Annotated in this window: 22 protein-coding genes; 6 read left to right on the top strand and 16 right to left on the bottom strand. The window is 69.0% G+C overall.

Going from position 1 to position 25,615, the window contains the following annotated elements; translation table 11 throughout:
- Positions 1-105: 105 nt before the first annotated feature.
- Entirely contained in the window at positions 106-2,400 is a 2,295-nt protein-coding gene (purL, locus tag ACWF9G_RS10700) for a phosphoribosylformylglycinamidine synthase subunit PurL (protein ID WP_379306553.1), read from the bottom strand.
- A 158-nt stretch (positions 2,401-2,558) separates the two neighbouring features.
- On the opposite strand from purL, the gene ACWF9G_RS10695 reads away from it, so the two are divergent.
- Positions 2,559-3,869, top strand: coding sequence for a glycosyltransferase 87 family protein (locus tag ACWF9G_RS10695; protein ID WP_452514848.1), 1,311 nt, complete (start codon positions 2,559-2,561; stop codon positions 3,867-3,869).
- A 133-nt stretch (positions 3,870-4,002) separates the two neighbouring features.
- Here ACWF9G_RS10695 and ACWF9G_RS10690 read toward each other — a convergent pair whose 3' ends face one another.
- Both ACWF9G_RS10690 and ACWF9G_RS10685 read right to left on the bottom strand, forming a co-directional pair.
- Positions 4,003-5,295, bottom strand: a complete 1,293-nt coding sequence (locus ACWF9G_RS10690; protein ID WP_379306550.1) for a M18 family aminopeptidase — start codon at positions 5,293-5,295, stop codon at positions 4,003-4,005.
- Positions 5,296-5,366: 71 nt separating this feature from the next.
- Positions 5,367-5,798, bottom strand: coding sequence for a MarR family winged helix-turn-helix transcriptional regulator (locus ACWF9G_RS10685; RefSeq protein ID WP_379306548.1), 432 nt, complete (start codon positions 5,796-5,798; stop codon positions 5,367-5,369).
- A gap of 61 nt (positions 5,799-5,859) precedes the next feature.
- On the opposite strand from ACWF9G_RS10685, the gene ACWF9G_RS10680 reads away from it, so the two are divergent.
- The gene (locus ACWF9G_RS10680; protein WP_452514847.1) at positions 5,860-6,936 is read left to right on the top strand and encodes a substrate-binding domain-containing protein; all 1,077 of its coding nucleotides are present in this window, start codon (positions 5,860-5,862) and stop codon (positions 6,934-6,936) included.
- Positions 6,937-6,999: 63 nt separating this feature from the next.
- Here ACWF9G_RS10680 and purQ read toward each other — a convergent pair whose 3' ends face one another.
- Positions 7,000-7,677: a phosphoribosylformylglycinamidine synthase subunit PurQ gene (gene purQ / locus ACWF9G_RS10675; protein WP_379306544.1), complete on the bottom strand. Its 678-nt coding sequence runs from the start codon at positions 7,675-7,677 to the stop codon at positions 7,000-7,002.
- A complete protein-coding gene (purS, locus tag ACWF9G_RS10670; protein ID WP_022565847.1) occupies positions 7,674-7,910 on the bottom strand; it encodes a phosphoribosylformylglycinamidine synthase subunit PurS in 237 nt (78 codons plus the stop codon). The genes purQ and purS overlap by 4 nt, the downstream gene beginning before the upstream one ends.
- A 100-nt stretch (positions 7,911-8,010) precedes the next feature.
- Here purS and ACWF9G_RS10665 point away from each other — a divergent pair, with 100 nt between their 5' ends.
- Positions 8,011-8,655, top strand: coding sequence for an MBL fold metallo-hydrolase (locus ACWF9G_RS10665; RefSeq protein ID WP_379306542.1), 645 nt, complete (start codon positions 8,011-8,013; stop codon positions 8,653-8,655).
- Between the two features lies 1 nt (position 8,656).
- On the opposite strand, the gene ACWF9G_RS10660 is transcribed toward ACWF9G_RS10665, so the two are convergent.
- The 3 genes from ACWF9G_RS10660 to ACWF9G_RS10650 are packed head-to-tail and all read right to left on the bottom strand — an operon-like array spanning position 8,657 to position 11,874.
- Positions 8,657-10,009: a M20/M25/M40 family metallo-hydrolase gene (locus tag ACWF9G_RS10660; RefSeq protein ID WP_452514846.1), complete on the bottom strand. Its 1,353-nt coding sequence runs from the start codon at positions 10,007-10,009 to the stop codon at positions 8,657-8,659.
- Between the two features lie 6 nt (positions 10,010-10,015).
- The gene (locus ACWF9G_RS10655; RefSeq protein WP_452514845.1) at positions 10,016-10,453 is read right to left on the bottom strand and encodes a hypothetical protein; all 438 of its coding nucleotides are present in this window, start codon (positions 10,451-10,453) and stop codon (positions 10,016-10,018) included.
- Positions 10,450-11,874: an APC family permease gene (locus ACWF9G_RS10650; protein WP_379306577.1), complete on the bottom strand. Its 1,425-nt coding sequence runs from the start codon at positions 11,872-11,874 to the stop codon at positions 10,450-10,452. The genes ACWF9G_RS10655 and ACWF9G_RS10650 overlap by 4 nt, the downstream gene beginning before the upstream one ends.
- 175 nt (positions 11,875-12,049) lie before the next feature.
- Here ACWF9G_RS10650 and ACWF9G_RS10645 point away from each other — a divergent pair, with 175 nt between their 5' ends.
- The gene (locus tag ACWF9G_RS10645; RefSeq protein WP_452514844.1) at positions 12,050-13,426 is read left to right on the top strand and encodes a glutamate decarboxylase; all 1,377 of its coding nucleotides are present in this window, start codon (positions 12,050-12,052) and stop codon (positions 13,424-13,426) included.
- Positions 13,427-13,477: 51 nt separating this feature from the next.
- On the opposite strand, the gene ACWF9G_RS10640 is transcribed toward ACWF9G_RS10645, so the two are convergent.
- Complete coding sequence (locus ACWF9G_RS10640) at positions 13,478-14,179, bottom strand: DUF2334 domain-containing protein (RefSeq protein WP_452514843.1); 702 nt, start codon at positions 14,177-14,179, stop codon at positions 13,478-13,480.
- A gap of 100 nt (positions 14,180-14,279) precedes the next feature.
- Positions 14,280-16,430 (bottom strand): S9 family peptidase, encoded by a 2,151-nt coding sequence (locus ACWF9G_RS10635; protein WP_452514842.1) that lies wholly within the window; start codon positions 16,428-16,430, stop codon positions 14,280-14,282.
- Positions 16,431-16,550: 120 nt separating this feature from the next.
- Between ACWF9G_RS10635 and ACWF9G_RS10630 the strand changes: the two genes are divergently transcribed.
- Positions 16,551-17,585 carry a DUF2330 domain-containing protein gene (locus ACWF9G_RS10630; protein ID WP_452514841.1) on the top strand — a complete coding sequence of 345 codons (1,035 nt, stop codon included), beginning with the start codon at positions 16,551-16,553 and terminating at the stop codon, positions 17,583-17,585.
- A 72-nt stretch (positions 17,586-17,657) separates the two neighbouring features.
- Here the strand turns inward: ACWF9G_RS10630 and ACWF9G_RS10625 are convergent, their stop codons facing one another.
- The 5 genes from ACWF9G_RS10625 to ACWF9G_RS10605 form a co-directional block, all read right to left on the bottom strand.
- Entirely contained in the window at positions 17,658-18,590 is a 933-nt protein-coding gene (locus ACWF9G_RS10625; RefSeq protein ID WP_452514840.1) for an alpha/beta hydrolase, read from the bottom strand.
- 163 nt (positions 18,591-18,753) lie between these two features.
- Positions 18,754-19,176, bottom strand: coding sequence for an HIT family protein (locus tag ACWF9G_RS10620; protein WP_379306527.1), 423 nt, complete (start codon positions 19,174-19,176; stop codon positions 18,754-18,756).
- A 95-nt stretch (positions 19,177-19,271) separates the two neighbouring features.
- Entirely contained in the window at positions 19,272-20,693 is a 1,422-nt protein-coding gene (purB, locus tag ACWF9G_RS10615; protein WP_379037399.1) for an adenylosuccinate lyase, read from the bottom strand.
- A gap of 6 nt (positions 20,694-20,699) precedes the next feature.
- Positions 20,700-21,353 carry a TetR/AcrR family transcriptional regulator gene (locus tag ACWF9G_RS10610; RefSeq protein WP_378850107.1) on the bottom strand — a complete coding sequence of 218 codons (654 nt, stop codon included), beginning with the start codon at positions 21,351-21,353 and terminating at the stop codon, positions 20,700-20,702.
- 156 nt (positions 21,354-21,509) lie between these two features.
- The gene (locus ACWF9G_RS10605; RefSeq protein WP_452514839.1) at positions 21,510-22,673 is read right to left on the bottom strand and encodes a pyridoxal phosphate-dependent aminotransferase; all 1,164 of its coding nucleotides are present in this window, start codon (positions 22,671-22,673) and stop codon (positions 21,510-21,512) included.
- A 616-nt stretch (positions 22,674-23,289) separates the two neighbouring features.
- On the opposite strand from ACWF9G_RS10605, the gene ACWF9G_RS10600 reads away from it, so the two are divergent.
- Positions 23,290-24,192 carry a M23 family metallopeptidase gene (locus tag ACWF9G_RS10600; RefSeq protein WP_452514863.1) on the top strand — a complete coding sequence of 301 codons (903 nt, stop codon included), beginning with the start codon at positions 23,290-23,292 and terminating at the stop codon, positions 24,190-24,192.
- A 14-nt stretch (positions 24,193-24,206) separates the two neighbouring features.
- On the opposite strand, the gene purD is transcribed toward ACWF9G_RS10600, so the two are convergent.
- On the bottom strand, positions 24,207-25,490 hold the full coding sequence (gene purD, locus ACWF9G_RS10595) for a phosphoribosylamine--glycine ligase (protein ID WP_452514838.1): 1,284 nt from the start codon (positions 25,488-25,490) through the stop codon (positions 24,207-24,209).
- Between the last annotated feature and the right edge of the window lie 125 nt (positions 25,491-25,615).

Below are 25,615 nucleotides of genomic sequence, written 5' to 3'. Positions count from 1 at the left end.
ATGATCAAGCTCGACTCCTCATCCGAAAACTCAGGCTGCGTCGATGGCGCCTGCTCGGGCGCCCTACGTGGTCACGCTCCGCTACCGCCTCCGGGCGCTGACCTCTCAGGCGGTGTGCGCTCCGAACAGCTTAGGCAGGGTGCCCTCGAACGCCTCGCGCAATTCGGCGAGTGTCACCGAGAACTGGCCCTGCACCTCGATCGAATCCGAGCCCTGGTCGACAACGCCGATCCGCGTCCACGGCAGCTGCCGCGCGTCGCACATCTTGGTGAAGCGGGTCTCCTCCGAGCGCGGCACGGCGACGAGCACGCGGCCCGCCGACTCCGAGAACAGCTCGACGAACGGGTCCGAACCCTCGGGAAGCACGATGCGGCAACCGGTCTCGCCCGCCAGCGCGGCCTCGACGACGGTCTGCGCCAGGCCACCCTCGGACAGGTCGTGCGCGGCGGAGATCATGCCGTCGCGCGAGCCCGAGGTGAGCACCTCCGAGAGCAGCTGCTCGCGGGCGAAGTCGACCTTCGGCGGCACGCCACCGAGGTGATCGTGCACGACCTGCGACCAGATCGAGCCGTCCAGCTCGTCGCGGGTCTCGCCGAGCAGGATCAGCGACTCGCCCGGCTCGAGGCCGAGGCCGGTCGGGATGCGGCGGTGCACATCATCGATCACGCCGAGCACGCCGACCACCGGGGTGGGCAGGATGGCGTCCTTGCCGGTCTGGTTGTAGAAGCTGACATTGCCGCCGGTGACCGGAATGCCGAGCGCCGCACAGCCGTCCGCGAGACCGCGCACGGCCTGCTGGAACTGCCACATCACGCCAGGGTCCTCCGGCGAACCGAAGTTCAGGCAGTTGGTGACGGCCTTCGGGGTGGCGCCGGTGGTGGCGACATTGCGGAAAGCCTCGGCCAGCGCCAGCTGCGCGCCGGTGTACGGGTCGAGCTTGGTGTAGCGGCCCGAGGCGTCGGTGGCCAGCGCGATACCGCGGCCGGACTCCTCGTCGATGCGCACCACACCGGCGTCGGCGTGCTCGGCCAGCACGGTGTTGCCGCGCACGTAGCGGTCGTACTGCTCGGTGATCCACTTGCGGCTGCACAGCTGCGGGCTGGCGATCATGGTCAGCAGGGTCTCGCGCAGCTCGTCGGCCGTCTTGGGCCGGGTGAGGGTCGCGGTGGTGTCGGCGATCAGCGCGTCCTGGTCCTCGGGACGCTGCACGGGGCGCTCGTAGACCGGGCCCTCGTGGGCGACGGTGCGCGGCGGCACGTCGACGACGGTCTCTCCGTGCCAGGTGATGACGAGGTGATCGCCGTCGGTGACCTCACCGATGACGGTGGCCAGCACGTCCCACTTCTTGCAGACGGCCATGAAAGCGTCCACGTTCTCGGGGGTGACGACCGCGCACATGCGCTCCTGCGACTCGCTCGACAGGATCTCGGCGGGGGTCATGTGCTTGGCGCGCAGCGGGACCTTGGTCAGGTCGATGTGCATGCCGCCGTCGCCCGCCGCGGCCAGCTCGGAGGTGGCGCAGGACAGCCCGGCGCCGCCGAGGTCCTGGATGCCGACGACGAGTCCGGCCTTGTACAGGTCCAGACAGCACTCGATGAGCACCTTCTCGGTGAACGGGTCACCGACCTGCACGGCGGGCAGCTTCTTGCGGCCGGTGCCGGTCTCCTCGCCGGAGAAGGTGTCCGAGGCGAGCACGGAGACGCCGCCGATGCCGTCGAGGCCGGTGCGCGCGCCGAACAGGATGATCTTGTTGCCCGCGCCGGAGGCGAAGGCCAGGTGCAGGTCTTCCACCCGCATCGCGCCCGCGCACAGCGCGTTGACGAGGGGGTTGCCCTGGTAGGAGGCGTCGAAGACGGTCTCGCCGCCGACATTCGGCAGGCCGAGGGAGTTGCCGTAGCCGCCGACGCCGCGCACGACGCCGTCGACAACGCGACGGGTGTCGGCCGCGTCGGCCGCGCCGAAGCGCAGCTGGTCCATGACCGCGATCGGGCGCGCGCCCATCGCCATGATGTCGCGCACGATGCCGCCGACGCCGGTGGCCGCGCCCTGATACGGCTCGACGTAGGACGGGTGGTTGTGGCTCTCGACCTTGAAGGTGACCGCCCAGCCGTCGCCGATGTCGACCACACCGGCGTTCTCGCCGATGCCGGCCAGCATGGAGGCCTTCATCTCGGGGGTCGTGGTCTCACCGAAGTAGCGCAGGTGCACCTTCGAGGACTTGTAGGAGCAGTGCTCGCTCCACATCACGGAGTACATCGCCAGTTCGGCGTCGGTGGGCCTGCGGCCCAGAATCTCCTTGATGCGGGCGTACTCGTCGTCTTTGAGACCGAGTTCCTTGTACGGCTGCGGAGCATCCGGGGTGGCTGCGGCGGTAGCGACGGTGTCGACCTGCAGTGTCACGGGAGACCAGGGTCCTTTCGGCCGGGGGAACTTGACTCCAGAGTCTAATGGTTGGCACCGGAGCGGCTTCGCCCCGCACTGCCCACTGGTGACCGACCTCGCACCCGGCCTGATCACACCTGCGCTTGGGGCGGGTCCGCACCCGTTAGTCTGACGCCGTGAACGAGAGTCCGGGGGTTGCCGAGCAGGTCGAGCCGCCTGTTCCCGCGCGGGACGCGGCGCCGAGTTCCACTCCTGCCGGGCCGTCGGAAAACCCACCGCACCCGGTCGACCGCGACCGGCAGCGCAAGTGGCTGGCCGCCTCGATCGCGTTGTTCGTGTTCTCCGCCGCGGTCGCGCTGCTCGCGCACTGGTGGCACGGGTTCATCGACCTGCAGGTTTACCGCAACGGCGCCCGCGTCTGGCTGGACGGCGGTGACCTGTACGGGCCGATGCCGCCGGTCTACGGGCTCGGCCTGCCCTTCACCTATCCCCCGCTCGCCGCGGCGTTCTTCGTGCCGCTGGCGTTGATGCCGCTGGTGGCCGCCGAGGTCTCCGTGCTGGTGACCTCGCTGGTGAGCCTGGGTATCGCGCTGTGGCTGGTGCTCGTCCGGATCCGTCCCGAGCTCGACCGGATCTCGGTGCTCACCGTGGTGATCGCCGGTCTCGGTCTGGCCCAGTACCTGGAGCCGGTGCGGCAGACCTTCAACTTCGGTCAGATCAATCTGATCCTGATGGCCGCGGTCACCATCGACATCCTGGTCCGCAAGCCGTTCTGGCCGCGCGGGATGCTGATCGGCATCACGGTGTCGATCAAGCTGATTCCGGCGGGCTATCTGCTGTATTTCCTGTTGCGCCGGGACTGGAAGGCCGCCGCCACCCTGGTCGTCTCGGCGGCGGGCGCGGTGGGCGTCGGCTTCCTGCTGTTCCCGAGCGATTCGGTCGAATACTGGTTCCACACCGTCACCGACACCGGCCGCATCGGCACCCCGTACTTCGCGGGCAACCAGTCGATCAAGGGCACGCTGTTCCGGCTCGGCATGGACGAATCGGTGGCCACCGGGCTGTGGATCGCGCTGTCGGTGCTGACGGTCGCGCTGGCCGCGGTGTGGATGTACCGGCTCATCGGCGCGGGCAGGGACGTCGCCGCGCTGCTGGTCAACGCCGCTGCCGTGCTGCTGGTCTCGCCGGTGTCGTGGTCGCATCACTGGGTGTGGGTGGCGCCGGCGCTTGTCGTCGCCGTCGACCAGGTCACGCGCCGCCGCTCCCGCGTGTTCACCGCCGTCGTCGCGCTGTTCACGGTGATGTTCATCGTCGGGCCGCAGTGGGTGCTGCCGCATTCCAACGGCAAGGAGCTCGGCTGGGCCTGGTGGCAGCAGATCATCGGCGCCAGCTACGTGTGGACGACCTTCGCGGTGATCGTGTACGCGGTGATCACCTACCGGCCGAACCGGAAAGCCTCCACCACACCGGAACCCGCCGCCGCCTGACACCGGTCAGCCGGCGCGCGTCTCCGGCCAGGAAGCGTGCCCGTCACTCGGCGCGGCCAAGCTCGCCCTCGCGCGGACTCTGCCAGCCCCGATCGGTGCCGAGTCCAGCCCGCGCGGGCTGCGCCGAGGCCGCTCAGTCGAGGGCGGCCGGGGTGAGGAACGCCGCCAAGGCCGCGGCGTAGGCGGGAACGTCCGCGGCGCCCATGAGTTCTCGGCACGAGTGCATCGCCAGCTGTGGTGCGCCGATGTCGACGGTGGACATGCCGGTGCGCGCCGCGGTCATCGGGCCGATGGTCGAACCGCACGGCAGATCGGCGCGGTGGACGTAGCGCTGCAACGGAACACCGGCCTGCGCGCACGCCAGCGCGAAGGCGCCGGCCCCGGCCGCGTCGGTGGCGTAGCGCAGGTTCTGGTTGACCTTGAGTACCGGCCCGCCGCCGACCTCGATCCGGTGCGCGGGTTCGTGCCGGTCCGGGTAGTTCGGGTGCGTCGCGTGCGCCATGTCACCGGAGGCGACCACCGAACCGGCAAGCGCGGCAAGGTACTCCGCCCGCCCACCACCGCGGGCCAGCACGATGCGTTCCAGGACGGCGGGCAGCAGATCCGACTGCGCGCCCCGATCGGATTGGCTGCCGACCTCCTCGTGGTCGAACATCACCAGCACCGGTGTCGCCGCGCCCGGCTCGTCGACCGCGGCGAGGAATGCTTGCAGCCCGGCATAGCAGGTGCCCTGGTTGTCGAGCCGTGGCGCGCTCACCAGATCGTTGTCGCGTCCGACCAGTGTGCTCGGCGCGAGATCGTGGGTCATCAGTTCCCAGCCGAGCACGTCGGCGCCGGCGACCCCGGCCCGCTCGGCCACGAAATCCAGGAACGAGGCGGGCGAATCACCGATGCCCCAGATCGCGTTCACGTGCCGCTGCGGGTCGAGGGTCACCCCGCGCCGGTCCTCGGACAGGTGGATCGCCAGCTGCGGCACCCGCAGAATCGGCTCGTCGATGCGAACCAGGACGTCGCTCATCCGCGCACCGTCGCGCACACTGAGCCGCCCGGAGATCCCGAGCTCGCGGTCCAGCCACGAATTCAGCCACGCGCCGCCGTAGGGCTCGAGCCCGACCAGCTGCCACCCGGCCGCCGCCAGATCCGGGTGCTGCTTCACCCGCAGATTCGGGCTGTCGGTGTGCGCCCCGACCACCCGGAACGGATCGGCGGGGGCCGCGTCGAAATCGGCCCAGGCGATCAGCGAACCTCCGCGCACCACATAGTGTTTCCCGCCGGCACCCGCCCACGCCTGCGCCTCGGCCAGCGGCGTGAATCCGTTGGCCGCGAGCTCGGCGGCAACCGTCGCACACACATGGAACGGCGACGGCGAAGCATCGATGAAGGCACACAGGCCACTCGCGGTGGCCGCAGTCAGGGATACAGGCACATCCGCGATCCTAGGTGCTCGAGCTCCCGATCGGCCCTGCCCCGCACGACCCGACCGCCGGCGCTCCAGGATTACAGCTCGGCGATGACCGACAGCGCGGTAACCAATTCGCCGTAGCGCCGCGCACCGAGCCGGGCACGTAGGTCGTCCTCCGCCTGCTGTTCCTCCGCCCGGATCCGCCCGACCAGCTTCGCGCCGAGATTGCTCAGCCCGATCAGGATCCGCCTGCGGTCGTCGGTCGCGGCGACCCGGAAGATGAGGCCGCGTTCGGCGAGATGGTCGGCGTGCCGGGTGGCCGAGGACGGCGCGAGACGCGCGGCAGCCGCCAGCTCCGACATGGTCATGCCATCGTCGGTCGACAACTGCGACAGAATCGCCCAGTGGTCGGCCGTGAGATTGTCGGCCGACAGCGCCGAGTCGAGCTGACGGACCCAGTTACGCTCCGCCGAGCGCAGCGCGCCGTGCAGCGTGGAACACCCACTTATGATGGACACCGATCGCATTCCCACCTGCCGACACATTCATTCGAACGAACCCGTTCACACTCGAGCGATAGAGTACAGAATGCCCACGTTCGACGAGAGTCGGGACGAGACGATCGAGATTCTCTCGATCGTGCCCACTCAGGGCCCCGGTGGGATCATCGCTCCATCGTGTACCGCGGCCATTTCCCTCGCTGTCGATGAAATCAATAGCGGGACAGGAATTCTGGGCCGCGAAATTCGGCTGACAACCATCGATGGCGGCCGCTCACCGTTCGAAGTGGCCACCGAGGTCGAGGCATTTCTGGCGACCGGCATGGTCGGCGCGATCACCGGCTGGCACACCTCGGCGGTGCGCCGCGCGGTCGCCGACGCCGTCGACGGCCGGGTCCCCTACCTGTACGCGACCGATCACGAGGGCTTGCCCGACGAACGCCCCGGCGTCCTGCTGGTTGGTGAGCATCCCGATCACCAGACCGTGCCCGCCGTCGCGTGGATGGCGCGCGAACTGGGTGTGCGCAAGTGGGCGGTGATCGGCAACGACTACATCTGGCCGCGCCAGACGGTCAACGCGCTGCGCCGCGCGCTGCCGTCACCGGCCGATATCGTGCTCGAGCAGTACGTCCCGCTCGGCACCACCGATTTCCACGCGTTCCTGGACAGTCCCGCCCTGCTGCGCGCCGACGCTGTCCTGGTCCTGATGGTCGGCGCCGACACCGCCCGGTTCAACCGGCAGTTCACCGCGACCGGCCTGCCCGCGATCATGCCGCGCCTGAGCCCCGCGGTCGACGAGAACGTGCTCCTGAGCGCGGGCCCCGCCGCCAACACCAACCTGTATGTGGCGTCGAGCTTCTTCATCGACGAGCACACCGCCGACGGCCGCGACCGCCGCGCCCGCTACCGCGAACACCAGGGCGCCTTCGCCCCCGCGCTGACCACGTTCAGCAATTCCACCTATGAGGCGGTCCACCTGCTACGCACGCTGGCCGACACGGTCGGCACCCTGGACGTCCCCACCATCGCGGGCCGCCTCGCCACCGGCATCATGCTGGACGGCCCGTCCACCCGCAATGGCTTCATCGGCAACCAAGCCGTCGGCCCTGCCCATCTCGCCAGAGCCGACGGCGTCGACTTCGACATCCTGGACCGACTGCCCTAGCAACCGACGACGCCCCGACCTCGTGGCGAGGTCGGGGCGTTGTCGCAGTTCTGCGCCGGAAACTCAGGCGCTGATCAGGCTGTCGATGACCGAGAAGAACATGCCGAGGCCGTCGTCGCTCGGACCGGTCAGCGCCTCGGTGGCGTGCTCGGGGTGCGGCATCAGGCCGACGACCCGGCCGTTGGCCGAGGAGATGCCCGCGATCCCGCGCTGCGAGCCGTTCGGGTTGTCGCCCGCGTAGCGGAACACCACGCGGCCTTCACCCTCGAGCTCGTCGAGCACCTTCTCCGAGGCCTGGTAGCGGCCCTCGCCCGACTTCAGCGGGACGAGGATCTGCGCGCCCTGCTCGTAGCGAGAGGTCCACGCGGTGTTCGTCGCGTCGACCTGCAGCCACTCGTCGCGGCAGATGAAGTGCAGGCCCTCGTTGCGGGTCAGCGCGCCGGGCAGCAGCCCGGCCTCGCACAGCACCTGGAAGCCGTTGCAGATGCCGAGGACCGGCAGGCCCTGACCGGCCGCGCGCACGACCTCGCCCATCACCGGCGCGAACCGGGCGATGGCGCCGCAGCGCAGGTAGTCGCCGTAGGAGAAGCCACCGGGGACGATGACCGCGTCGACGCCCTTGATGTCGGCGTCGGCGTGCCACAGGCTCACGGCCTCGGCGCCTGCCAGCTTCACCGCGCGGGCAGCGTCGACATCATCGAGCGTGCCGGGAAAAGTAATTACGCCGATGCGTGCGCTCACGAGACCCGAACGACCTTCCAGTCCTCGATCACGGTGTTGGCGAGCAGCGCCTCGGCGATCTGCTCGAGCTCGGCGTCGGAGACACTCTCGTCCACCTCGAGCTCGAATCGCTTGCCCTGCCGCACATCCGAGATTCCGGCGAATCCCAGACGCGGGAGCGCGCCGACCACGGCCTGTCCCTGGGGGTCCAGGATCTCGGCCTTCGGCATGACCTCGACCACGACTCGTGCCACGCGTTGCTCCTCATGTGGTGTGGGGGGGTTACCTCAGAAATCCTAGTTGACCCGGCCGTCGTGCCCGCGTTCCGGGGTCGTGGCGGCTTAGCATCGGCATATGCGTATCGCCCACTTCGGTCATTCCTGCATCCTCGTGGAACTGCACGGCGTGAAGGTGCTGTTCGATCCAGGCACCTTCGCACACGGCTTCGAGGGCATCACCGGGCTGGACGCGATCGCGGTGACCCACCAGCATCCCGACCACATCGATCCGAACCGGATCGAGGCGCTGATCGAGGCCAACCCGTCCGCCCGCCTGCTGTCGGACCCGCAGACCGCCCAGCAGCGTAGCGAGGGCTGGGAACCGGTCTCGGCCGGTCAGGTGCTCGATATCGGTGAGCTACAGATCACCGGCGGCGGCGGTCGCCACGCGGTGATCCACCCGGAGATCCCGGTGATCGACAACACGGTCTTCCAGCTCGGCACCGCGGCCGACCCGGCCCAGCTGGTCCACCCCGGCGACTCGCTCTGGGTGCCGCCGGTCCCGGTCGGCGTGCTCGCCATCCCGGCCGTCGCGCCGTGGATGCGGATCTGGGACACCGTCGACTACCTGCGCGCGGTGAATCCCCGCACCGCCGTCCCGATCCATTTCGGGATCATCGAGCCGGCGGCGCAGGGCATCTACTTCGGCAGGCTGGACGAGATGGCTCCGGCGGGCACCGAGTTCAGGGCGATCCAGCCGGAGGATCAGGCGCAGTTCTAGATCAGCGGTAGCTGCCCAGGAACAGCGCCTCCGCCAGTGCCATGTGTTCGATCTCGCTCGGGTCGACGCTCTCGTTGGGCGCGTGGATCAGGCATTTCGGCTCTTCCACGCCGATCAGCATGATCTCGGCCTTCGGGTAGGTGTCGGCGAAGACGTTGCACAGCGGGATCGACCCGCCCTGGCCCTCGGTGGTCACGTGGCGGCCGTAGGAGGTCGCCATCGCCTGCTCCAGCGCCGAGCGCGCAGGCCCGTGCTCGGAGGCGACGAACGGTTCGCCGAGCGCTTCGACCTCGATGTCGAGCCGGGCGTTCCACGGCACGTGCGCGCGCAGGTGCCCCTCCAGCAGGTCGAGGGCTCGCTTGGGCTCGGTGCCAGGCGGAATGCGCAGGTTGAGCCTGGCCCGGGTGCTCGGCTGGATCGCCGCCGACGACCCGACGACGGCGGGCACATCCATCCCGAGCACGGTCAGCGCGGGCCGCGCCCACACCATGTCCGAGACGGTGCCGCTGCCGAGCAGGTCGACGCCGTCGAGCACGCCGGCGTCGGCCCGGAAGTCCTCGACCGGGTACTGCACGCCGGTCCACTTCTGGTCGTCGGTGAGACCGTCGATGGTGGTGTTGCCCTCGGCGTCACGCAGCGACGACAGCAGGTGGATCATGGCGGCGAGCGCGTCCGGCGCCGGGCCGCCGAACATGCCCGAGTGCATCGGGCCCGCGAGCGTCGTCACGGTGACGACCACATTCACGTTCCCGCGCAGGGTCTGGGTGAAGGTCGGCACGCCGACCGCGAAATTGCCGCAGTCGGCGACCAGGATGACATCGGCGCTCAGCAGGCCGGGATTGGCGGCGACGAACTTCTCCAGCCCGCCGGTCCCCTGCTCCTCCGACCCTTCCGACACCACCTTGATACCGATCGGGAAGTCCGGCCCGATCGCGCGCAGTGCCGTCAGATGCGTGACGATATTGCCTTTGCAGTCGGCGGCGCCGCGCCCGTACCAGCGGCCGTCCTTGTCGGTCAGCGTCCAGACGGGGGTCTTCCACGCGGCGTCGTCGAGTGGTGGCTGCACGTCGTAGTGGCAGTACAGCAGCACCGTCGGCGTGCCCGGCGGGCCCGGCTTGTGCCCGATGACCGCTGTGCTGCCGTCGGGCGTCTCGTGCAGGCCGACCTCGGTCAGCCCGGCCGCGGCGAACGCGTCGGCCACCCACTGCGCCGTCTGCGCACACCCTTCCGGCGGGAACTGGCGTGGGTCGGCGACGGATTTGAACGAAACCAGCTCGGCCAGATCCTTTTTCGCCCGACCCATCAGCCCGGATACCTTGCCGCGCAGCGCAGCCACATCGGGAGTTTCGGTCATCACGCCTCACTTCGTCGTGTCGTCCAGCTTCAGTGTGTCGAGATGCGAAAGGTAGTCCTGCAAGCGATCCGGGCAATAGGTGGCGATGGTGAGCGCCACCGCCTGGGTGGTGGCGCGCGGGCCGATCACCGGGCGCTGTCCCGGCCCAGCCGCGCCGTTGGTGATCGAGGCCTGGTAATTCGCCTTGATCAGCGGCGAACCCGGGTCCTGGCACACCGAGCCGCCGTCGTCGCCGAGCGCGTCGGCGATCACCTCGGGCTCGGGTGCGGGCAGGCCCGCCGCGAGCAGACTGCTGTGCAGCTGTTCGGCTTTGGCGGTCGCCTGGGTGTTATCGCGGATCTCGCCGAAGGTGAGCAGGCCGATCAGGGCGAACACCACGAGCAGCACACCCGCGGTGATGTAGATCCAGCGGCGCTTGTGTTCGGGGGCGTCTCCGGTCGTCATGCCTTCTCCCCTTCCGGAACATCGAGTTTCCAGCTGTCCCTGCGGTTTCGGTAGAACAGGTACGGGATCAGCAGACCGACGATGCCCATGCCTCCGCCGACGATGAGCAGATACACCCACGGGCTCCCCGAGCCGAATTGCGAGGGCGGCACGAAGCCGATCGCGAACGCCGCGATCGAGGACGCGGCGCCGAGACCGCAGAGCGCGAACAGGGCGGGTGCCCGATAACCGCGCGGATGGCCGGGATCGTCGCGGCGCAGTTTGGCCGCCGCCGCGAACATCAGCACGTACATGATCAGATACACCTGCGTGGTGATCACCGACAGAATCCAGTACGCGCTGGAGACATTCGGGATGAAGGCGTAGAGCAGCGCGATGAACGTCGTGAACACGCCCTGCGCCACCAGCATGTTCTGCTGCACGCCGTGCTTGTTCATCGTGGTCAGCCACGGCGGCAGATAGCCCTCGCTGCGCCCGATCAGCAACAGCCCCTTGGATGGTCCGGCCAGCCAGGTGAGCATGCCGCCGACCGCGGCCGCCACCAGCGCGATGCCGACGATCGGAGTGAGGAAGCCGACGCCGAAGTGGCTGAAGAACCCGTCGAAGGCCTGCATCACGCCCGCGGTCAGGCTCAGGCTGGCCGACGGGACCACCCAGCTGATCGCCAGCGCGGGCAGGATGAAGATGACCAGCACCAGGCCCATCGCCAGGAACATCGCCTTCGGGAATTCCTTGGCCGGATTCTTCAGCGACGACACATGCACCGCGTTCATCTCCATGCCCGCGTAGGACAGGAAGTTGTTCACGATCAGCACGAGACTCGCCAAACCGGTCCAGGCCGGCAGCAGATGACTCGAATCCATCGGCGCCGCAGACGGATTCCCCTGCGCGAGGAACACCATACCCAGCAGGACCAGGATGGTACCGGGAATCAATGTGCCGATCACCAGACCCATGCTCGACAGCCCGGCCACCGTCTTGGTGCCCTGCGAGGACACGTACACACCGGCCCAATAGACGGTGATGATCACGATCGCCACATAAAGACCGTTGGACGCCAGTGACGGATCGATGATGTACGCGAAAGTGCTTGCCACATAAGCGAGCAAGCTCGGGTAATAGAAAATTGTCATGGCGAACTGGCACCAGACGGCGAGAAAGCCGAGCGGCTTGTTCAGCCCGTCCCCGACCCATTTGTAGATACCGCCCTGCCAGCCCGAGGCGAGTTCCGCGGCGACCAGCGAGGTCGGTAGCAGGAACAGAATCGCGGGAATGATGTAGAGGAATACACAGGCGAGTCCGTAGACCGCCATTGTGGGCGCCGAGCGGAGGCTGGCCACCGAACTCGTGGTCATCAGCGCCAATGTCACCCAGGACAAATACTTCGTCGTCGTCGCGGCTTTCGTCGCGGAGCCCGTCATCAGCGCTGCCTCCTGCTGTGTCTGCACAACTAGCGGAAACCTCGATCACATGCTCCTGCATAGTAACTGTCGAGCATCCGCCCGGTAGGCTCGAATCGAGCACAAAGAGAACAGAATCGTTGCAGAATCCCGGTAGAGCAAACACCTGGCAGTGCACCCTCTGACTGGAGGAACAGTGGCCGAGAATCTCTTCCCCAACGACCTTTTCAGTCTTCCCGGCTTCACCCGGCCCGCCCCGCACGGCGGTTTTCCCGCCGACGAACTCCTTCCCGACGTCGCCTACGAGATCGTGCACGACGAATTGATCCTCGACGGTGTCGCCCGGATGAACCTGGCCACGTTCTGCACGACGTGGATCGACGACAAGGCCCGTCGCCTGATGGCCGAATCGGTCGACAAGAACATCGTCGACAAGGACGAATACCCACAGACCGCCGAGCTGGAGAAGCGCTGTGTGCGCATGCTGGCCGACCTGTGGCACGCCCCCGATCCCGCGTCGACGCTCGGCACCTCGACCACCGGCTCCAGCGAGGCAGCGATCCTCGGCGGTCTCGCCGCGAAGTTCCGCTGGCGAGCGCGCGGCGGCACCGGGGTGCCGAACCTGGTGAGCGGGCCGGTGCAGGTCTGCTGGGAGAAGTTCGCGCGCTACTTCGACGTGGAACTGCGCCAGGTCCCGTTGCGCGGCGACCGGTACACCCTGCACCCCGACGACCTGCCGGATCACTGCGACGACAACACCATCGCCGTGGTGCCGAGCTTCGGCCAGACCTTCACCGGCCTGTTCGAGGACGTCGCCGCGATCAGCGCCGCCCTCGACCGCCTGCATGCCGCGGGCGGGCCCGACATCCCGATCCACGTCGACGCGGCCAGCGGCGGCTTCCTCGGTCCGTTCACCGCACCGGATCTGGTGTGGGACTTCCGGTTACCGCGGGTGAAGTCGATCAACGCCTCCGGGCACAAGACCGGTCTCGCCCCGCTCGGCGTCGGCTGGGCGGTGTGGCGCGAAGCCGCCGATCTGCCACGGGAACTGATCTTCGACGTCGACTACCTCGGCGGCAACATGCCGACGTTCAATCTCAATTTCTCCCGGCCGGGCGGGCAGGTCATCACCCAGTACTACGACTTCATCCGGCTCGGCCGGGCGGGCTATACCCGGGTGCAGTCGGCGATCTACTTCGTCGCACAGCATTTCGCGAAGGGGTTGGGCGCGGTCGGACCGTTCGAGCTGATCCACGCGGGCGAACCAGAGCGCGGCATCGCCGCGGCGACGTGGCGGCTGACCGAGGGCGCCGACTACAACCTCTACGACCTGTCCGACCGGCTGCGCGCCCGCGGGTGGCTCATCGCCGCCTACCCGCTGCCCGCCGACCGGCAGGACGAGACGATCATGCGCGCGGTGTTCCGGCACGGCTTCACCATCGACATGGCCGAACTCCTGCTCGCCGACATCGGGCGCAGCCTGCGTCAGCTCTCGGCCAATCCGTGGCGCACGCCGCTGACGCGCGCGCAGGCGGGTGGCTTCACCCACGACGCCGCCCCGGAAGTGCCGTGACATGGGGCCACCGCCGCGCGCTTGATCGCCGACGCGCGCGGCGGCGGCCGGTCAGGCAGCTCTGGACGCGGTGAACGGTTCCCAGCGGTAGACGTCGCTGCGCGCACCGTGGTACAGCGCCAGATCGACGGCGTCGAGCATCGCCTGACGCGGGCCCGATCGCTGCAACTGGGCCGCCGAGATCGCCAGCCGCAGTACACCGCCACGCCGCGCGGTGCGGGCGGCGCCCATCACCAGCGCACGGCACCACCACGGTTCGGCGCGGAAGCCCTCACCGATGCCGTACACCCGGGCCCGCTGTGCCACGTCGCGCTCCAGGTCCAGCATGGTGGTCAGGCCGAAGGCCATGCGGAAGCCGACGTCGGGCAGCGCGGCCAGCGCGCCCGCCGAGGCATCCCAGCGCGGCGCGGCGAACAACCGGGTGCGCAGCTGCACCCGCTCCATCACCCGGTCGGCCGCCTTGAGCCGCAACGTGGCCTCGTGCCTTGGCAGGCTCGCGAACTCGGCCCGCCGGGACTTGGTGGCCGCCTGGTCGTACCCGTGCAACACGATCGCGTCGCCCTCGAGCCGCCTGCCGCGCAGCCACGACTGCGTCGCCGGATCGTCGACCAGCCGGTACTTGCCCTTCAACCGGGGCGCGACCAGCAGCGACAGCCGAACACCGCGCTGGTCCATCTCCGCCGCGAACTCGATCGCGGCGTCGCGAGTCGTGTCCCGGATCCCCGATACGGAAACGATCAGCTCAGCGTTCATGAACCTACGGTGTCAGCCCCAGGTGACACCCGCGTGCTCCGCCGATGACGCCCCGACGAACATCGGCGCACGCCTCACCACCGCTGCCGGTGCGAGGTGATTACGCGTCGGCCAGGCCGACCTTGTCGAGCACCCAGGCGTACTCGAAGCCGACTTCCTTCCACTTCTCGTAGCGGCCGCTCACGCCGCCGTGACCGGCGCTCATCTCCGTCTTCAGCAGCAGTTCGCTGTCGCCGGTCTTCGTGTCACGCAGCTTGGCGACCCACTTGGCAGGCTCGACGTAGAGCACCCGGGTGTCGTTGAGGCTGGTGATCGCCAGGATCGCCGGGTAGTCCTTGGCCTCGACGTTCTCGTACGGCGAGTAGGACTTCATGTACTCGTAGACGCCCTTGTCCGCCAACGGGTTTCCCCACTCGTCCCATTCGATGACCGTCAGCGGCAGCGACGGGTCCAGGATCGAGGTGAGCGGGTCGACGAACGGCACATTGGCGAGGACGCCGGTGAACAGTTCCGGCGCCAGGTTGGCGACCGCGCCGACCAGCAGACCGCCCGCACTGCCGCCGTCGGCGATCAGCCGGTCCGCCGCCGTGGCGCCGGTGTCGATGAGATGGCTTGCGCAGGCGACGAAGTCGGTGAAGGTGTTCTTCTTCAGCAGCGTCTTGCCGTGCTCGTACCAGAGCCTGCCCATCTCGCCGCCGCCGCGCACATGCGCCACCGCGAACACCATGCCGCGATCGAGCAGCGACAGCCGCGAGACCGAGAACGACGGGTCGATGCTGGCCTCGTAGGAGCCGTATCCGTAGAGCAGCATCGGCTTCGGGCCGTCGGCGGGCAGGTCGCGGCGCTTGATGAGCGAGATCGGGATCCGGGTGCCGTCCTGGGCCACCGCCCAATCCCGGTGCTGCTCATAGTCGTTCGGGTCGTAGCCACCCAGCACCGGCTGCTCCTTGCGCAGCAGCAGCTCGCCGGTGGCAGGCACGTAGTCGAACACCTGCATCGGGGTGATGAACGAGGTGACCCCGACCCGCAGCGTCGGCTGTTCCCACTCCGGGCTGGAACCCGCACCGGCGGAGAACAATTCGAGCCCGAAATCCAGCTCGGTCAGTTCGCCGTAACCCTCTGCGGTCAGCGGCCACACCGACAGGCGCGGCAGCGCGTCGCGGCGGTAGCCGAGCACCAGGTGGTTGGCGAAGGCGTCGATGTCCTCGAGCCGCACGTCCTCGCGGTGCCCGATCAGGATCGTCATGTCCGACGGGTCGGTGGCCGGCGCCTCGGCGAGCACGAAGTTCTCCGCCTTCACCCCGTCGACCACGTCGTTGTGCAGGATCAGGAAGCGGTCCTGGCCGGCGATCACCGCGTGCTCGGCCGAGTACTCCACGCCCTCACGGCGCGGCAGCAGCACCCGGAACTCGCCCTCGGGGTTGTCCGACTCGAGCACCCAGCCCTCGGTGGTGATCTTGGAACCGAGCCAGATCATCAGGTACTTCTCGGAGCGGGTCGCGCCGACGCTCACCCAGTAGCGCTCGTCGGGCTCGTGGAACACGGTCACGTCGGTGTCGGCGGCAGCCCCGACGCGGTGCCGCCACACGGTGTCGGGACGCCACGACTCGTCGACGGTCTGATAGAAGATGTGCGTGCCGTCCAGCGACCAGGTCGCGCCGGGCGCGGCTCCCGCGACCTCGTCCGGCAGCAGTTCACCGGTGCGCAGGTCCTTGATCCGCAGCGTGTAGCGCTCGTCGCCGGTGCTGTCGACCGAGTAGGCGAGCAGATTGCCGTCGTGGCTCAGCGAGAAGGCGCCGAGCGCGAAGAAGTCCAGCCCCTCGGCAAGGACATTGCTGTCGAGCAGCACCTGCTCGCCCTCGATCACCGTTTCGGCCTCGAGCTGCGGCGGCGTCCACGCGTCGATGCCATCGGCGTTCGCGTCGATGGGACAGCGGCAATGCACCCCGTACTGTTTGCCCTCGAAACTGCGCGAGTAGTACCAGTACTCCCCCAGCCGGGTCGGCACCGACAGATCGGTCTCCTGGGTGCGGGCCTTGATCTCGTCGAAGATCTTGTCCCGGAGCGGCTGGAGCTGGTCGGTCTGCGCCTCGGTGAAGGCGTTCTCGGCCTCCAGGTACGCGATGACCTCGGGGTCTTCCTTGTCCCGTAGCCACTCGTACTCGTCGACGAACGTGTCACCGTGATGCACCCGCTCGAAGGGCACCTTCTTCGCGATCGGCGCCGACACCGTCTCATTCTCGCCAGCCATGGGTCCACCGTAGCCGCAGCGCTCCGGCCGGGCCCGCCAACTCGGCCGCTACACCCCCGGGCGTCCATGCTAGGTATTTCTGCGGATGGCGGCGGGGCGAGGAGTGCGTAGCCTGCTCGCATGGGGATGCGGTATGCGGTTCGATCGTTCGTCGTGACTGTCGGGGTGGTGCTGGCGGCAGGTTCCGCGGCGGTCACACCGGCGACCGCGTGTGCGTGCGGTGGGGTGGTCAGCGGGGGGAACTCGGCGCGGGTCGACAGTGAGACCGCGGTGCTCGGCTGGGACGGGACGCGCGAGACGGTCCTGATGCGGTTGGGGATGCAGTTCGATGGCGCCGATGCGGCCTTGATCGTTCCCACGCCGGCACCGGCGACCGTGTCGGCCGGGAGCGCGGCCTCGTTCAGCGAGCTGTCGCGGCTCACCGCGCCCGAAATCGTCAAGGAATACCACTGGTTCGGGAGCGACTACGACGGCGCGACCTCGGGTGCCGCGCCCGGCTCCGGCCCCGACGTCCTGGGAAAGGTGCAGCTCGGCCCGCTGGAGGCGACCACCTTGCGCGGCGGCGACCTCACCGGCGTACGAGAGTGGCTCGACGCCAACGGCTATCAGCTCCGCCCCGAGGTGAGCGCCACCCTCGACCCGTATCTGCGGGAGGGCTGGTCCTTCGTCGCCATGCGCCTCACCAGCTCGAAACCCCTTTCGGGCGAGCTCGATCCGGTACGCCTCACCTTCGATTCCGACCGCCTCGTCTACCCGATGCGGATGTCCGCCGCGGCCACCCGACCCCAGTCGGTCCACCTCTACGTCTTCAGCGGCCACCGGGTGGCGCGCACCGACGCCGACACGGCGACCCAATCGACCACTACCGAATTCGCCTCCCCCATCGGTGAACTCACTGATCCGGACCTGAAAGCGCTTGCCGCGGGCAAGAACTACCTGACCGAGCTCTCGGTGAACATTCCCCAGCCGTCGAGCATCACCAGCGATTTCACCCTCGCCGCCGCATCGAACGACGTCACCGTGCGCGACCGGGTGGTAAGCAAGGAGTACGTCGAGATTCTGGGCTTCCCAGCGGGTTACGTGCTGATCATCGCCGGGCTCTCGGTCGTCGGCGTGATCACGGGCGCGGTACTGCGCCGCCGATCGGCTCGATAGCACCGTGGAACGCACCGCGGCCCGGCTCTCGGGCCGCGAAGCCGTCGAGCCGGGCCGCGTCGAGCAGGATTCTCAGGCCCCCAGCGCCGGGCCGATGGTGTGCCACGACGCGTGCAGCGCGTCCTGCCAGTAGGACCACGAGTGCGTCCCGACCGGGTGGTAATCGATCTCGGCGCCGATGCCCGCCGCGCGCAGGCGCTGGTCGAAGGCCACCATGCACGTGTTCACGCCGAGTTCGATCGGCCCGCCGAGGAAGATGTTCTCCGCCAGCTGCGGCTTGAGCTCGGCCTCGTGCGGGCCGGGAATGCCGGTACCGGTCGACAGGTACAGCGCCTTGCCGCGCAGCCGGTCGATCATCAGCGCCGGATCGTGCGCAGCCCATTCCGGGCTGCCGGGCGCGCCCCACATATTGAGCGGGTTGCCACCGCGATTGGCGATGGAGAACATGATCGCGCCCGCCGCCATCGCGCTGTCGGGGCACGCGCTGTAACCGGCGACGGCCCGATACAGCTCGGGGTGGCGGGCGGCCAGGACATAGGCCGCGTTGCCGCCCATCGACAGGCCACCGATGCCGTTGACGCCGTTACCGGCGAACTCCGCGTCGATCAGGCCGGGCAGTTCCTGGGTGAGGAACGTTTCCCACTTGTACCGGCCGAAGCGCGGGTCGTCGGTGATCCAGTCGGCGTAGTAGCTGGCCTGCCCGCCGGTCGGCATCACCACGTTGACATTCTTGCCGCGGAAGAAGGCCTCGGCGTCGGTCGCGTTGGTCCAGGTGCTCTGGCCGACACCGGGATCGAGGCCGTCGAGCAGGTAATACGTCGACCGTGCGCCGCCGCCCGCCGGGTGCAGCACCTGTAGGTCGACATTGCGGCCCATCGCAGGCGAGGTGACCGTGATCGCCGTCCGGGTGGGGCTGAGGTTGTTCACCCCGATGATCTGAGCGGCAGCCGCCGGGGCCGGGTTCACCACCGCGGGTCCGAGCAACGCGAGAGCGAAAGCCAGCACTGAAGCAGCAACACCTGTACGACGCACGACCCACCCTCCATTACCGCATGCCAAGGACAGTCCAAAGTAACCCAGAGGTGAATGAACTGGAAGCATTCGGCGTTTCGGGCGTTTCTTCAGCAAACTCTCCGGTTCGCAATGCCCGGTTCGCCCGAAGTGGGCGTCAGCGAGTGAGCGCGCCCCGGATGGAACCGGCCAGATAGTCGAGGTCGGCGCGGGCGGGCGAGGTCGGTCGCGCGCGCAGCCCGAAGCCGTCGCCCGGCGTCCGCGGGATCACGTGCAGATGCACATGGAAGACTTCCTGCCCGGCCGTGACCCCGTCGGCGAGAAAGAAGTTCACCCCGTCGGCCGCCACCTCACTGGACCGCAGCGCGGCCGCGATCCGCTGCCCCACCTGGAACAGCTTGCCGCCGAGGACCGGATCGAGATCGGCCAGGCTCGGCGCGGCCGTCTTCGGCACCACGAGCACGTGACCCGGAGTCACGGGACGAATGTCCATGAAGGCCAGCACATCGTCGTCCTCGTAGACCTTGGACGAGGGGGCGAGCCCGGCGATGATGTCGGCGAAGATCGTGTACGGATTCACCCGCGTACGGTATCCAGCCCGGTATTTTCGTGCACTTCGGCCGCTTCGAGTCAGAAAACTGACTGCGACGAACCGAAGTGCACGAATATGCCGGATCAGAGAATCGGCGACGGCGTGTAGCGCGCCGCCTCGGGGTTCGCCTCGACCAGCTTCTGCACCTGCGCGATCACCTCGGACACCTGGTCGGACGCGGCGCCGATGAACGCCGACTTGTCGGCCAGCGCGGCATCGAGGGCGGCGCGGTCCAGCGGCATCCGGTCGTCGGCGGCGAGGCGGTCCAGCAGATCGGGTTCGCGACCCTGCTCGCGCATGGCCAGCGCCACCGCGACCGCGTGCTCCTTGATGACCTCGTGCGCGGTCTCGCGACCGACGCCGGCGCGCACCGCCGCCATCAGGATGCGGGTGGTGGCCAGGAACGGCAGGTACCGGTCGAGCTCACGCGCGACCACCGCCGGGTACGCGCCGAACTCGGCGAGCACGGTCAGGAAGGTCTCGGTCTGGCCGTCGATGGCGAAGAACGCGTCCGGCAGCGCGACGCGGCGCACCACCGAGCAGAACACGTCGCCCTCGTTCCACTGCGCGCCCGCGAGCTCGGCCGCCATCGAGCCGTAGCCGCGCAGCACGACCTGCAGGCCGTTGACGCGCTCGCAGGAGCGGGTGTTCATCTTGTGCGGCATCGCCGACGACCCGACCTGGCCGGGCTGGAAGCCCTCGGTGACCAGCTCATGGCCCGCCATCAGCCGGATGGTGTGCGCGAACGACGACGGGCCCGCACCCAGCTGCACCAGCGCCGAGAGCACGTCGTGGTCCAGCGAGCGCGGGTACACCTGGCCCACGCTGGTGAACACGGTCGCGAAGCCGAGGTGGGTGGCCACCTGCTGCTCGAGCGCGGCCAGTTTGCCCGCGTCGCCGTCGAGCAGGTCGAGCATGTCCTGGGCGGTGCCCATCGGGCCCTTGATCCCGCGCAGCGGGTAGCGGTCGATCAGGTCGCGCAGCCGGGCCAGCCCGACGAGCACCTCGTCGGCGGCGGAGGCGAAACGCTTGCCCAGCGTGGTGGCCTGCGCGGCGACATTGTGCGAGCGACCGGCCATCACCAGCGTCTGGTACTCGGCGGCCCGCTCGGCCAGCCTGGCCGCGACGGCGACACCGTGGTTGTAGACGTGCTCGAGCGAGAGCCGGATCTGCAGCTGCTCCACGTTCTCGGTGAGATCGCGGCTGGTCATGCCCTTGTGCACGTGCTCGTGCCCGGCCAGCGCGTTGAACTCCTCGATGCGCGCCTTCACGTCGTGGCGGGTGACCCGCTCCCGCTCGGCGATCGAGGCCAGATCCACGTGGTCGATCACGCGCGCGTAGTCGTCGATCACGCCGGCGGGGACATCGATGCCGAGCTCCGACTGGGCCCGCAGCACCTCGAGCCACAGCCTGCGCTCGAGCACGATCTTGTTCTCGGGCGACCAGAGCGCGACGAGCTCCGGGCTGGCGTATCGGGTGGCGAGGACATTCGGGACGAGGCTCACGAACGTTCAGTCTAGTTGGCGTGCCCGTTCCAGCTGCTGGGGCATCATGTTGGGCACTACGGGCGGGGCGACGATGTCGATCATGTCCAGCAGACCGGCCCGTGCGGGGCGCCGCGGTTCCGGATGGCCCTCGATCAGCGCGGCCACTACGGCGCCGTCGACGACGGCGACCAGCCTGCGCAACTGCTCGGGGCGCACCACTCGGTCGGAGCGGCGCAGCACGTCGGCGAGCAGCTCTTCGAGCTGGGTGCGTAGTCGGAGCTGGACCTCGCGTAACTCGGGGTGCCTGGCGGAGGCGACCGAGCGCTCGTAGCGGGCGATCAGCTGACCGCGGGCGTCCAGGTCGCCGTCGTCGGGCCCGACGAGCAGGTCGAGGACCAGGTCGACGGTCGCCTCGGCGCCGCGCCTGCGATGGCTGACCTCACCGACCCGGCGACGCATCGCGTCGAGCTCGATCGCGCCGCTGAACTCGACGGCCCGGGCGATCAGATCTTCCAGAGACTCGAAGTAGTAGGTGGTCGAGGCGAGCGGAAGATCGGCCCGCGACGCCACCGAGCGATGTCGCACCGCGTCGAAGCCGCCTTCGAGCAACAGTTCAGCCGCCGCCGCCACCAGGGCCTGGCGACGTCGTTCGCCTTTCGGGGTCGTCGCGGTGGTCACCGTGCCATCGTGCCAGTCATCATCAGTTCAACCGTGCGCAATCGTCATCGGGGAAACGCGGGAAATCGGGATAACTGAGTTTTACCGTATCCCGGCACGGAAGTGTTCGTACTAGGCAAAGTTGTTGTCGCACATCACTGTTGACAGCGGGACCGGTCAGTCCTTCAGGAACCTTCCCAACCGGTCCAGTGCTGCGGAGATGTCGTCGCCCGAGCCCGCGAAGGAGAAGCGAACCGTGCGAAGTCCGTGCACGGTGTCGAAGTCGAGACCGGGTGCCAGCGCGACGCCGGTGTGCGCGAGTATCTCGGCGCACCAGGCACGGGAATCGTTGGTCAAATGTCCAATATCGGCATAGGCGTAAAAGGCGCCGTCGGCGGGCGCGAGATCGGTGATACCGATGCTCGGCAGACCCTCCAGCAACAGCGCCCGGTTACGCGCGTACCGGCGCACGTGACCGTCCAGTTCATCCTTGGCTTCCGGTCCGAACGCGTGCACCGCCGCGTATTGGGAGATGGCGGGCGGGCACACGGTCATGTTGGACGCCAGCCGCTGCAGGGCGGGACGCAGGTCCTCGGGGGCGAGCATCCAGCCGAGCCGCCAGCCGGTCATCGAGAAGTACTTCGACACCGAGCCGATGACCACGGCGGACCGGGAGAACTCCCATGCCGACGAGGTCGGCGTGCTCGCCCCCGCGTAGGTGATGCCGTGGTAGATCTCGTCGGAGATCAGCAGGGTGCCGTGCTCCTCGCACCAGCGGGCCAGCGCGGCCAGTTCGGCCGGGTCGATCATGGTGCCGGTCGGGTTGGCCGGACTGGCCACCACCAGGCCCGCGGGCGGCTCCGGCAGCGCCTCGAGCATGGCCACGGTCGGCTGGAAACGCGTCTGCGGGCCGCAGTCCAGTTCGACCACGGTGCAGCCGAGCGCGGTCAGCGTGTTCCGGTAGGCGGGGTAGCCGGGCCTGGCCACCACCACGGTGTCGCCCGCGTCGAAGGCGGCCAGGAAGATCAGCGTGAACGCGCCCGACGATCCCGTGGTCACCACCACCTCGTCCGGGTGCACGTCATAGCCGTAGGTCTCGCTGTGATGCCCCGCGATGGCTTCGCGCAACGGCAGGATCCCGAACGTCTCGGTGTAGCCGAGCAGTTCGTGGTCGATGGCGGCCCTGGTGGCCCGCAACACCGGCGCAGGCGCCTGCGTCGAGGGCTGCCCCGCCGCGAGGATCAGCACATCGCCATGCGACCTGGCCCGTTCGGCCGCCGCCTTCCACACATCCATCACGTAGAAGGGGGGAATTGTCGACCGGCGCGATTCTCTGGACACCCGAGAGACGGTAGAGCACCCGATTGCGCGCGTTCACAGATATGGTCGGCACAATGGCTCCGACAGCGAAGACGCAGCCACCGACGCAGCAGGCGCAGCTGCGTCGGTGCCGGGGCGCGGGGGCACGATGGAGTGGATGAGGGCGGGGAGAGTGCGGCGGGCGGATACGCGAACGACCGATCGCGCTGACACGTCGTCGGCAGTCGGCGGTTCGTCGGCCGAGGTAATCGTGCCAACGACGGGTGACAGTGTGCGCCCGGCGGATACAGCGGCATACAGTCACGAGCAAGCGGTAGCCGACAGGATGGGCACGGCAGACGCAGGCGTCGGCAACCAGGCCACAGCCGACGGCACGCGCCCCGCGGACACCGACAGCGACAAGCAGACCGCAGCCGACGAGGTACACGCCGCAGACACGGACACCGGCTGGCAGGCCACAGCCAACGGTGTTGCAGCGGACGACACTTCGGCCGGCCACAATGTCCCGGCGGACGACAACGCGTCGGCACAATCCGCCGCAGATAGTGCAGCCCGGCGCATGGTCAGCATCAACGGCCATGTCCTGCAGGCGAATTGGCGCGAGCAGCTGACGTCGAAGACCAGCGTTCGCGAGCGGGTGACGGCCTGGGTGGACAAACACCCGGCAGTCGGCGAGGTCGCGGGTGAACTGCGCCGTGGCGAGGTGCGCACGGTGTTCTGGTTGCGGCCCAGGGCAGTTGCCGAAGCGCTGTGGGCGCAGCGGCCGAGCCGGGATCGAGTGCGTCAGGTGCTGCTCGAGCGTCGGGTGCTGATCGCCGGCGTCGTCATCGTCGCGGTGTTCGCCGCCGCCGACTCGCAGATCAGGGACATCGCGAGCGATCGTCCACTGGCGCCGGGTGAGGCGCAGCGGGTGGCGATCGCCTATCCACCGCAGCTCGCGCCGAATCCGCAGTCGTCGAGCCGCCTGCTCGCCGCCATCGCCAGGGGCGAGAAGCGCCGTGAGGCAGCCGTGGTCGCCGCCGCCGCGCGCGCCACCCTGGAGCGGGCGAAGGCGGAAGCGGCGGCCGCGGCGTCGGGCGAGTGGCAGGACTGGATGGGCCAGCGGGCCCCGGTGGTCCCCGGGGTCATGGTGCCGGGGTCGACACCGTCCGGCGGCGGCTTCAGCCTGCCCGCCAAGGGCGCGTTCACCTCCGGTTTCGGCTCACGCTGGGGCACCATGCACCGCGGCATCGACATCGCCGCCCCCATCGGCAGCCCCATCTACGCCGTCGCCGACGGCACCGTCGTCGAAGCCGGACCGGCGCAGGGCTTCGGCCTGTGGGTCCGCATCCGCCACGACGACGGCACCATCAGCATCTACGGCCACATGTACGACTTCTTCGTCTCCCAGGGCGAACGCGTCCCCGCGGGCATGCAGATCGCCCGCATCGGCAACCGCGGCGATTCCACGGGCCCCCACCTGCACTTCGAGATCGTGCAGAACGGCCAGCATGTCGACCCGCAGGCCTGGCTGGCCCTGCACGGCCTGCGGCTGACCTGATCACCCCGCGCGGGTTATTCGGAAACCTTCGTCCGCTCCGGGACGACCACCTCGGTCGCGCCGATGTCGGTGCGGAAGTGACTGCCGGGGAGCTTGATCTGGGCGAGCCGGGCGTAGGCGCGTTCCCTGGCCTGGGCGAGATCCGCGCCGACGCCGACGACGTTCAGCACACGCCCACCCGCCGAGACCAGCGCCTTGTCCTCGCGCTGTCCGGTGCCCGCGTGCAGCACCAGCGTGTCGCCGTCCAGCGCGCCGTCGTCGGCGCCGGTGATCACGTCACCGGTGCGGGGGCGGGCCGGGTAGTTCTCGGCGGCCAGCACGACCGTGATGGCCGAACCGTCCTTCCAGCGCGGCGGCTCGACCTCGGCCAGGCGGCCGGTGGCGGTGGCGTGCAGCAGTTCGGCGAACGGGCTGTCGAGCAGGGCCAGCACGGCCTGGGTCTCGGGATCGCCGAAGCGGCAGTTGAATTCGACGACAGCGGGACCGTTGGTGCCGATCGCGAGGCCCGCGTACAGCAGGCCGGAGAAGGAGCTGCCGCGCGCGACGAGCTCGGCCGCGACGGGCTTGACCACGTCCTCGACGATCTCGTTCAGCGTCTCTTCGGGCAGCCACGGCAGCGGGGTGTAGGCGCCCATGCCGCCGGTGTTGGGGCCGGAATCGCCGTCACCGACACGCTTGTGGTCCTGGGCGGGCAGCAGCGGGACCACGGTCTCGCCGTCGACCAGGCAGAACAGCGACACCTCCGGCCCGTCGAGGAACGACTCCAGCAGCACCGGGTGGCCCTGCTCGAGCAGCTCGGCACCGTGATCGCGGGCCGCGCGGCGGTCGGCGGTCACCACGACGCCCTTGCCCGCGGCCAGGCCGTCGTCCTTGACGACCCAGGTCGGGCCGAAGCGGTCCAGCGCCGCGTCCAGGTCGGCGGGGTTGTCGACGATCTCGCTGTGCGCGGTCCGCACACCGGCGGCCGCCATCACGTCCTTGGCGAACGCCTTCGATCCCTCGATCCGGGCCGCGTCCTTGGACGGACCGAACACCGGGAATCCGGCAGCGCGCACGGCGTCGGCGATGCCGAGCACCAGCGGCACCTCGGGTCCGATGACCACGAGATCGGCGGCGACCTCGGTGGCCAGCGCGACGACGTCCTCGGCCGCGCACGGATCGACCGGGCGTAGCTCGGCATGCTGTCCGATGCCCGGGTTGCCCGGGGCGGCGATGACCGCCGTCACGGACGGGTCCCGGCGTAGCGCCAGGACGAGGGCATGTTCACGGGCTCCGGAACCGATGACGAGTACGCGCACGGTCACAGATTAGTCGCGCGCTTCGCACCTGCTTCGCACGCCCCAGCCCGCTCTCTGGTCGCGGTATCCGGTAGCGGCCGCGCGGCCGCGGCCGCGGATCCGATCCCGCACCCGGCACCGGGAAT

This window comes from Nocardia sp. NPDC055029, from assembly GCF_053608525.1.
Note: the sequence above shows the minus strand (reverse complement) of the source record. Positions and strands in the feature narration are given on the sequence as shown.